The sequence below is a fragment of the Lysobacter enzymogenes genome, from assembly GCF_017168095.1.
Classification (GTDB): Bacteria; Pseudomonadota; Gammaproteobacteria; order Xanthomonadales; family Xanthomonadaceae; genus Lysobacter; species Lysobacter enzymogenes_D.
The window spans coordinates 1-851 of the sequence record NZ_LXSD01000007.1 but is presented as its reverse complement, the minus strand read 5'-3'; the positions used below and the strand labels follow the sequence as shown (position 1 = coordinate 851).

Genomic DNA, 851 nt, shown 5'->3' with positions numbered 1-851 from the left:
CGGCGCCCACGTCGGCGCCGCACCGCTGGCCAGCAACCGCGCGCCGCAATACCCGGCCGCCTCGCTGCGCCGCGGCGAAGGCGGCACGGTGCGCTTGCAGGTGCAGATCACCGAACAGGGCGAGGTCGCCGAGGCCGAAGTGGTCCAGGGCAGCGGCTCGCGCGCGCTCGACCGCGCCGCGCTCAGCGCCGTGCGCGGCTGGCGCTTCCAGCCCGCGACCCGCGGCGGCCGTCCGGTCGCCGATACGGTGCTGGTGCCGATTACGTTCAATCCGAATCAGTGAAGCAGGAGATAGCGCATAGGAGTTAGGAGATAGCGAAAGGCGCTTTTCGCTATCTCCTAACTCCTATGCGCTATCTGCCAGCCTTTTGAATCGGTCCTGAATCGAATCGACAGGACGTTCACCCACGGGTAACGCCTGCGCTTCGAAGCTCGGCCTCCGCGAACCATCCCCCGGGTTCGCCGAAAGGAGGTCGGCATGAGCACTGCATCACATTCCATCGATTCCCAGACGCCGCAACCCGACGCGGCGCAGACCGCGACCGGCGAATCGGCCGGCCGCACCGGCCTGTGGCTGCTGCTGATCCTGCTCGGATCGGCGTTCCTGGGCTGGTATCTCTACGGCAAGCGTCCGGCGCCGCCGGCGCCCGCGCCGATGGCGCCGGTGATGGCCTTGCCGCCGATCGAGCGTGCGCCGGCGACTGGCGCAGGGGCCGACAAGTCGATTGCCGCGCCGAACAAGAGCGTGGCCAAGGCCGCCGGCGAGAAGAAGGCCGCGGCCAAGCCGCGCGCGACCGACGCGCTGGCGCTGGGCCGCAACCCGCCGCCGCGCTACCCGGCCGCGGCGCTGC

The 851-nt window shown here is 70.5% G+C and carries 1 protein-coding gene and 1 pseudogene; both read left to right on the top strand.

All coding sequences use genetic code 11. The features are described from left to right. Window positions 1-283: energy transducer TonB (locus A7A76_RS00220; protein WP_206409297.1), on the top strand; the 283-nt coding region annotated here is incomplete at its 5' end. A 195-nt stretch (window positions 284-478) separates the two neighbouring features. Beyond that, window positions 479-851: pseudogene (locus A7A76_RS00215) on the top strand (hypothetical protein); the annotation flags it as partial.